We start from the raw sequence: 8,122 nt of genomic DNA on the forward strand, positions 1-8,122 counted from the left end.
CGATATTGTAACTCACTGTTCGCGCTGCTTCCGTTCCTGGAGGGCCCCATGCCGCCCATCACCATGCGCCTGGTGGCACTGCTTGTTCTTTGCCTGACACTGGAAGCGCCAGCCCAGACCAGCACCTGCCCAGCGGGTGAGAAACAGGTGTGCCTGGACGGCTGCATCTGCCTGCCAGACTTGGGACCGATGCTTGGTCCCGTGCCTGACGGTATCTACCAGATCGCGGCACCTGCCCTGGCGCTGTGGTTGACCCAAGCCCGCGCCGAAGCAGTCAGCGCCGGCATCCAACCGATCCCGCCGCACATTCGCGAGCAACTGCTGCGTTGGTACGATCCCGTTGTTCTCGATGCCGTGCACTACAAAGTCAGCGACAACGGCCAATTCAGCGCGGCCTCGGCCATGCTGCAAAACCCCGATGTCGGCGCCGTGACGCTGATCGACATCATCCTTTTTCGGGATGCACAAACCGCAGAACAGAACATCGCGCTTTGGGCTCACGAATTGAAGCATGTGCAGCAGTTTCAGGAATGGGGGGTAGAAGGATTTGCCCAGCGGTACACGCAAGATTTCAATGCTGTGGAGGCGCCGGCTTATGCCATACAGGCTGAGGTCAGGCGGTCGGTGCGAGAAAGGACTGAATGAAGGGCAGCGCTCACATGGCAGGTGAAACTCTGCACGTCATCAATGACTTCCCCGCCGCACAAACGTAATCTCGCCAGTTCGCTTCCCCAAATAAGAAAAAAACAGGAGTCATTGATGCAACCGATCCGTCTCGGTCTGGTGGGCTACGGCAAGATTGCCCAGGATCAACACGTGCCAGCAATCAACGCCAACTCCGCATTCCAGTTGGTCGCTGTCGCAACGCAAGGGCCGCCCTGCGCCGGGGTAGAGAATTTTCAGTCCCTGAGCGAGCTGCTCGAAAACGGCCCGCCAGTGGATGCGATTGCGTTTTGCACACCACCACAAGGACGATTCGCGCTGGTGCAGCAAGCGCTGGCGGCTGGCAAACATGTGCTGGTCGAAAAGCCGCCGTGCGCCACCCTGGGTGAAGCGATGGCCTTGGTGCATCAGGTCGGTGAGCAAGGCGTCAGCGGCCTGTTCGCCTGGCATTCGCGCTACGCGCCCGGCATCCAGGCCGCCCGTGACTGGCTGGCCACCCGCACCTTGCAAAGCGTACAGATCGACTGGAAGGAAGACGTACGCAAATGGCACCCCGGCCAGGCATGGATCTGGCAACCCGGCGGACTTGGTGTCTTCGATCCCGGCATCAATGCCTTGTCGATTGCCACCCATTTGCTGGCGCTACCGCTGTTTGTCGAGTCTGCCGAACTGCGCGTCCCCGGCAACTGCCAGTCGCCTATCGCCGCGTCCATAAAAATGTCTGACGCACGCCATCTCGACGTCCGCGCGGAGTTCGATTTCGACCACGGTCATGACGAACTCTGGAGCATCGAAATTCGCTGCGCCGAAGGCATCTTGCGACTGGACAACGGCGGCGCACTGTTGAGTATCGATGGCGTGCGCCAGGCCGTATCGGAGGAGGGCGAGTACGCGGCGGTGTATCGACATTTTCATCAACTGATTGGCGCCAAGGCCAGTGATCTGGACCTCCAGCCGCTGCGGTTGGTGGCCGATAGCTTTTTTGTCGGCAGTCGGGCGTTGGTCGCGCCGTTCTACGATTAGCCCACCTGGAAACGCAGAGGGGCGACTTCTGCAGATAGAAAGCGGAATCGGTTAAAAAACTCCGCGCAGGTGAACGTCAGTTGGTGACCAACAGTTCCGGGCCGAGGCAGTCGTTGATGTGGTCGATGTCGTCGTCGCCCTGACTGCCCACCGAAGAGGCCAGGCGCAGGCGCGACATCAAGTAACGCAGCTTGCCCTCGAACAGATCGTGGCGCGCAACGAACAGCCGCTCTTCGGCATTGAGGACATCGGAGTGGGGGCTGGTGCCTCCTTCCTTGAAGCCTTTGCGTGTCTAAATCAGTGAGCGCCACGGACTTCATTCTCGCCACTTGAGGTACTGATCGGTACTGTCACAGACGCGTGGAAAGCGGTAGGGAGGGCATAGGTGCCCTCCCTTTTTTATAAGCGCCGGGCCGCTTCGCGCACGGCTTCTGCTACCTAGGTTAGCCCGGTCCCATCCGCATCAGAAACAACGCCTAATTGCTGAACAAGCTGATAAGACTCCAGGCTGCGCCGATCGCAAAGATCAAAAGCATCAGCACCAACATGAGGATTAGCGGCTCACTTCGCATGAAGGTAACTCCTCAGCAGGGCTGGCAATGCGCGGCTGATCTGCGGCGCAGGTGGAAAGCTGTTTTTCGGTAATAACAACTTCAAACTTTCAATTAATGCACTAGTGAGCCCACAGCATTCTCTATGCCAGAACATTTAACAGCCCATAACTCCCCGCGGGCGGCGCAACCTGATTCCTTGGCCAATGAAAGTTGAAACAGGATGCGGGTAATACAGCCCGTTTATGGGGGATTTCTCTCATCGTGGGGGGATATCGCAGGGAACGTCATGTCGGTATAGGGGAGGGCGGTTCTGCGCAAGACGCTCTTGAGCCAGCGCTTAACCGGGCACGCTCGGTACATCGAGCCCGACTTTCACACGGTCCAGCGCCACGATCGTCTTGAACCAGGTCACGTTGGCATTCTCGGCAAACAATCGCCGCGCCAACATCTGGTATTCCTGCATGCTGGCAACGGTTAACACCAGAACGAAATCCACTTCGCCGGTGACGTAGTAGCACTGCTGAACTTCGGGCACCGCGAAGTGTGCCTTCATCGCCTCCAGTGCCTCGATGCTCGTACGCTCGGCCATCACTTCCACAATGATCGTGATCGGCCGTCCCACCGCGGTCGGATCAACGATGGCGACATTGCCGGTGATGACGCCCCTCTCTTCCATCCGCTTGAGGCGGCGTTGCACGGCGGCCGTGGAGAGATTGACCTGCTCGGCCATCAGGCGCAGCGGTGTGGTGTTGTCGCGCTGGACGAGGTCCAGGATGGCACGGTCGAATTTATCCAGTGGTTCAGAGGCAGCGTCGTATTTTGCCATGTCAGGCCCGTGAGAAATTTTCTCGAAAACTACCAGAAAACCGCGGCCCTTTATCTAGCTGTGAGAAATATTATCTTGCCTGCAGACGGCTCTCGCCGCCTTGATCGGGAATTCACACAGGATAATTGGCATGCTCGCACTGTTTCATCTTTCCCCTGTCCTGTTGGTGACAGCCATGCTCGTCGTACTGCGCCGGCCGCCCATTCACGCGGCCATCGCCGGCACTCTACTCGTCGTGGTGCTCTGGCTCGCAGGCGCCGCCGACGCGTGGCACCCGGGTCGTATGGTCGCCGCTGCTGAAGATACCGTCGTGTTGTTTGCGAGTACGGCCTTCGTGATCGTGCCGGGTCTGGCCTTCGTGATTTTCATCGAGCGCTTGGGCGTTAACCTGGCACTTAGCCAATGGGTGCGTTCACTGGGTTTGCGCCGCGGCGATCAAGTGGCGTTCATCGTCCTCGGGCTGGCACCGTTGCTGGAAGCGATGACCGGCTTCGGCGTGTCATTGATCGCAACGGTGCCTCTACTGCTCAGCCTCTTCGAGCGCCGGGTCGCGTTACGCATCGCGCTGGCCGGCATGGCAATCATGCCGTGGGGAACGCTGGGCCTGGCAACGGTCATTGGCGCCTCGCTGGCTCACCTGGACACCGCCGCGCTGGCGTCGACCTCGGCACTCACCAGCGCACCGGTTTTTTTCGCCCTCAGTGCGATGTCGCTCTATTTGGCGGGCGTTCGTGAGCCTCGGGAATGGCGGGCGCTGGGCGTTTTCTGGTTGCTGTTTGTGGGTGTGCTTTACAGTGCAAGTCGGTGGTTAGGGCCGGAAGTGGCCGGCGTTGCCGCGGGCCTGGTGACGGCAGTTGCAGTTCTGTCTGCCGGGCTGTGGCGCCTGCGCCGCAGCGATAGCGAGCGCGGTGCGGTGCAATGGCCGCGTCAGGCCTGGCCGTATCTGTTGCTGGTTGCCTACATCGTCGCGTTGAAGATGGTGTGGACGATCACCGCTTGGCAGGACAGCTGGGTCATACAGGGCGACCAAGTCACCTGGAAGCCACTGGCCTCACCGGGGCTGGCACTGATTCTGGTGCTGATCGGGCTAAATGTTCACACGCGCAACACACCACGCCAGCCAGCGCCGGACGTCTGTATGCCTGCTGCGTTGGCGGCCCGCGCGAAGCGACCATTGCTGACCATTTTCTTCTTTCTCGCGATGTCGCAGATGATGGTAAAGGCCGGCTTCCTGGCGGGTTTGATGCAACTGCTGGCGGGCCTGTCGCCCACCGCCGCGACGTCGCTGGTGGCGCTGTTTGGCGGGCTGTCAGGCTACATGACGGGATCGAACGTTGGCGGCAACGCGATCTTCATGCCGGCCATCGCGATGTTGCCCGAATCCTCTCGCTTATTGCTCGCAGCGGTACAGAACAGCTCGGCAGGGCATGCGGCACTGGGCTCTCTGTCGATCGTCATGCTGATTCTGGGACTGGCCAAAACCCAGGCCACGGAAGAGGGTGAACTGGTAAGGTTTGGTTTCGCGCTGGTCTGCCTCAATACGGCATTGGTTGCGTTGGGCGCAGGGGTGCTGAGCGGGTGGTTTGGATAGCATCCAGCGCAGCGGGTCCTCACCTTCACCCAACAGGATATTTGGGGAAGTCCTGTCGCATTCTCGCGAACGTTGTACGTTTTGATCCCATTACGAATCAGCGAGAGACAAGACTGAAATCGCCTGGCCACTCCAGGACATGCCTTACGGATCAAGGGGGTTCGGCATTGCGCCTGCAACGGTTACTACCTTGCGTTCACGCAGATTTCGGTAGGGAGTAAAAGTGCTGACTGAGAACGCTGCCTTCTCGCTTTCGGAGCGTCATTGAGGCGATCAGTGAGGGGAGTGGCTGCTTTTGGCAAGGGCGCCCTGTCGAAGTGACTCAGGAAAATCGAAGGCTGGAAGGGAACATCTCGACTCAAGGACGCGACAGTTATGGAAACTCTCTTTTCTCAAATCAGCGAACGTTTGAACAGTCGCTGATTTACGGTAGCGGACAACGCCCAAGGACTATCCGGTGCAGGCACCGTATGTCATTACCATGTCGAGGGACATGCCATTTGGGGCATGCGCTAGCACCGACCCAAAGCCTTCAGGCGGAGACACTTAAGGGCGGCCCCCAATCAGAAGCGTTCATCAAATATCGCGGGCAAGGTGAGTTCCCTGACGAAGCTTGCCGAAGACAGACTCAAGGCCATGCGTACGACGTGCACGACGTCATGGACGGGGATCAGATGGCCTTCGCCTCTCTGCTCGGCAAGCGCTCGCGACGTGCTCAGCGGGTCCTCGGTGTTCAGATAGCCCAGGTTCAGGCAAGTCACCCCCAATCGCTGATCCCGGTAGCCCTCGCGCAGGGCATCGGCAATACCGTGCAGGGCAAACTTGGAAGCGCCGAAGGCAACTTCGGGCCGTCCACTTTGGGGCAAGCCTGAAGTCGATCCGGTCAGGATGATTCTTGGGTTGGCGCTTTTCAGCAGCACTGGAAGCAATCGTTTGATCAGCAAAATGGTCGAGGTGATGTTGCAGTTGACGATGGCCTGTAGCTGGTCGTCGTGGTCGGCGAGAAAGTCGTACACCGGATCAAAGGCCAACTCCTCCCATATTCCCAGGTTGTAGATCAGCGTATCCAATCCGTCATCGACCACCGCTTGTTCGATGACCTGCACAGCCTTCGCCGATTCACCCAGGTTGGCTTCAACCCACCGCACATGTACACCGGCCTTTTGCATAACGTTTTCGGGGCGGGTACGGGAAACACCAATCAGCGTGTCCCCCACCTCACCCAGTCCCTCGATCAACGCTCTGCCCAAACCTTTGCTTGCGCCTACCACCATGGTTTTCATCGATTGTCTCCTTGACGTGTGTGCTGATCAGGGACGGTATGCAAGCAGACGATTCAACGAATGACAACCAGTCGGCTGTTTCCAGATATTCCGAAGTGGCAGATCAACGTAAAAAAGGGGGCCAGATTGATTTAACAAACCTGTCCCTGTGTTCAGAAACGCCTGTAGACCAATGCAATTCATTCAGACTGTTGAGCTGTCCAATGTCTCAATTCTTCGGCGATGAAGTGGGTTACCAGGTCGCGGAACATTTTTTCGATTGCATCCGGGCTCAGGCCTGCTTCCGTGGCCCAATCGCGACGTGTTACCAGCATGGAAGCGAATCGCTGCGAAGCCTGTACCGAGGCCGCAGAGGTCTTGAACTTCGAAGCCGCGAGTACGTACTGGAATCGCCTTCCTAACAACGTGATAACGGCTTGATCCAGGGCATCAATCTCGCGTCGGATGTCCTCCATACCTGCGCACTTTGCGGGCTGAACCTGATTTATGACGTCCATGTAGATACCTCCTTTTGTTAAGCAATTAATAAATAGTCCGAGTTTGACCCTTTGTCGCCTCCCCACTGATCACACCTATAAGGGTGTTTACTTCTATTCAGACCCCTGTCTGTACAGAGAAGAGCGCGATGAACAATGAACAGGTGGCCCCTGAAACGAAAGGGGTAGCGGTGAAGCTATTGGCAACGGTCGACCTCGGCCCTGAGATCGAGGGCATGGCGGGGCGCCAACTTAGAATGCGTTTGGTGACCATCGATCCTGGAGGCGTCTTCGGGCCGATTCACAACCATAAAGACAGACCAGGCACCGTCTACATCTTGCAAGGAACGATCACCGACCACCGAGACGGCGTCGCCACGGACTATGGGCCGGGAGTGGGCTGGCCCGAGGACAGGAACACCACGCATTGGCTTGAGAACAGAGGAACAATTGCGGCGGTGGAGATCTCGGTTGATATTGTCAGGCAAGGGTGCGCTCGCTGACCGCGCTTTGTGCTCGTATCCATTGCACCCTCCTGATAAGAAGCCAGAAGGTAAAAAAACCTAGTCAGGATGAGCCAATGAACACGAAAAAGCCCGGCTGATCAGGCCGGGCTTTTTGGGTATTGCGGTGACGCGATTTGTTTATGCAGCGCGGCTTTCGATCAGACGATCCGCTCCGCCTTCAGCGACAACCGGGTGAGTCGAGGTAGCGGCGAAAGCGCTAACTGCAAAAACCGAGAAAGCGATGCTGAGAATGGTTTGGCGTTTCATGATCGTGTGCTCCGGGGTGTTTTTGGTTGGTATGGAGCGGATGTTACGCCGCGGATTTTTTAAGAGAACTTCATTGACGTGATGGTGACCATTGACGGCATTGATAGGGCGGGCGGCATACCTTTGGAGAGCGTGATAATGCGGTGCAGCCCTGGCCACCGGAATGTGACAGAGCATTGATTACATTGCGTATCAACTGTAATGCGCAACAACACCATTCTCATTGCCGCCAGTGACAAATACAGTAAGCCGCACACGACCCGCCTCGATTTTTCCAGCGTATTTACTCGCGGCGCAGGTGACGATATCAATTTTTTTACGGCGTAATTAAGGTGCCTTTCATGATCAAGAACATGATGAAAACTGCTTGTCTGGCTGCGCTTGTTGCCACCAGCGCAACAATGGCGTTCGCCCAGGCCCAACCATTGCCACTTGATAAGGTCGGCGCATTACATAATGAAGACGTTGAGTGGCGCAGCTTTCCAGCCTTCCCCAAAGAAGTGAAACTGGCTGTGGTGGCCGGCGACCCGAGTAAGCCAGCCCCCTATGTGGTAAGAGTCAAAGTGCCGAATGGCACAAAATTGATGCCCCATACACATCCTGAGGATCGCATCTACACCGTCATGTCCGGTGTTTTCTATATTGGCTTCGGTACGGTTTTCGATCCGGCCAAACTGGTTGCTTACGGTCCTGGCAGCGTGGTGATACTTCCGGCTAATACACCACACTTTCACTGGGCTAAATCAGGAGAGTACATTTCACAGGTTTACGGAACGGGTCCGCTAGGCCTTGAGTATATTGATAGCCACGATGATCCACGTAATGCGTCGAAGTAAGAAAGGGCTGTAGGAATCGTTCAGGATTTAATTGGTTTTAAAAGTTAGCTAGGCGGGTACCAAGACCGTTATGTACCTTCTGCGAACAACTGCAATC

8 protein-coding genes and 2 pseudogenes are annotated in these 8,122 nt (G+C 57.1%); 5 read left to right on the forward strand and 5 right to left on the reverse strand.

Annotated elements, in window-relative coordinates; all coding sequences use genetic code 11:
* Positions 1 to 48 precede the first annotated feature (48 nt).
* Both ACI77H_RS08850 and ACI77H_RS08855 read left to right on the forward strand, forming a co-directional pair.
* A complete protein-coding gene (locus ACI77H_RS08850) occupies positions 49 to 645 on the forward strand; it encodes a DUF4157 domain-containing protein (RefSeq protein WP_407011537.1) in 597 nt (198 codons plus the stop codon).
* Between the two features lie 114 nt (positions 646 to 759).
* On the forward strand, positions 760 to 1,686 hold the full coding sequence (locus tag ACI77H_RS08855) for a Gfo/Idh/MocA family protein (protein WP_407011539.1): 927 nt from the start codon (positions 760 to 762) through the stop codon (positions 1,684 to 1,686).
* Positions 1,687 to 1,762: 76 nt separating this feature from the next.
* On the opposite strand, the pseudogene ACI77H_RS08860 reads toward ACI77H_RS08855, so the two are convergent.
* Positions 1,763 to 1,978 (reverse strand): annotated as a pseudogene (locus ACI77H_RS08860) (channel protein TolC); the annotation flags it as partial.
* A gap of 599 nt (positions 1,979 to 2,577) precedes the next feature.
* Positions 2,578 to 3,066, reverse strand: coding sequence for an Lrp/AsnC family transcriptional regulator (locus tag ACI77H_RS08865; RefSeq protein ID WP_407011540.1), 489 nt, complete (start codon positions 3,064 to 3,066; stop codon positions 2,578 to 2,580).
* Positions 3,067 to 3,196: 130 nt separating this feature from the next.
* Between ACI77H_RS08865 and ACI77H_RS08870 the strand changes: the two genes are divergently transcribed.
* Entirely contained in the window at positions 3,197 to 4,657 is a 1,461-nt protein-coding gene (locus ACI77H_RS08870) for a transporter (RefSeq protein WP_407011542.1), read from the forward strand.
* Positions 4,658 to 5,220: 563 nt separating this feature from the next.
* On the opposite strand, the gene ACI77H_RS08875 is transcribed toward ACI77H_RS08870, so the two are convergent.
* Together ACI77H_RS08875 and ACI77H_RS08880 are read right to left on the reverse strand one after the other, a co-directional pair.
* The gene (locus tag ACI77H_RS08875; protein ID WP_407011544.1) at positions 5,221 to 5,940 is read right to left on the reverse strand and encodes an SDR family oxidoreductase; all 720 of its coding nucleotides are present in this window, start codon (positions 5,938 to 5,940) and stop codon (positions 5,221 to 5,223) included.
* 179 nt (positions 5,941 to 6,119) lie between these two features.
* Complete coding sequence (locus tag ACI77H_RS08880) at positions 6,120 to 6,437, reverse strand: isochorismate lyase (RefSeq protein ID WP_407011545.1); 318 nt, start codon at positions 6,435 to 6,437, stop codon at positions 6,120 to 6,122.
* Between the two features lie 128 nt (positions 6,438 to 6,565).
* Here ACI77H_RS08880 and ACI77H_RS08885 point away from each other — a divergent pair, with 128 nt between their 5' ends.
* Positions 6,566 to 6,919: a cupin domain-containing protein gene (locus ACI77H_RS08885; protein ID WP_407011546.1), complete on the forward strand. Its 354-nt coding sequence runs from the start codon at positions 6,566 to 6,568 to the stop codon at positions 6,917 to 6,919.
* Between the two features lie 144 nt (positions 6,920 to 7,063).
* Here ACI77H_RS08885 and ACI77H_RS08890 read toward each other — a convergent pair.
* Positions 7,064 to 7,189: pseudogene (locus ACI77H_RS08890) on the reverse strand (phage infection protein); the annotation flags it as partial.
* Positions 7,190 to 7,530: 341 nt separating this feature from the next.
* On the opposite strand from ACI77H_RS08890, the gene ACI77H_RS08895 reads away from it, so the two are divergent.
* On the forward strand, positions 7,531 to 8,025 hold the full coding sequence (locus ACI77H_RS08895; RefSeq protein ID WP_407011547.1) for a cupin domain-containing protein: 495 nt from the start codon (positions 7,531 to 7,533) through the stop codon (positions 8,023 to 8,025).
* Positions 8,026 to 8,122: the final 97 nt, after the last annotated feature.

Source organism: Pseudomonas sp. O230 (assembly GCF_045447035.1).
GTDB lineage: Bacteria > Pseudomonadota > Gammaproteobacteria > Pseudomonadales > Pseudomonadaceae > Aquipseudomonas.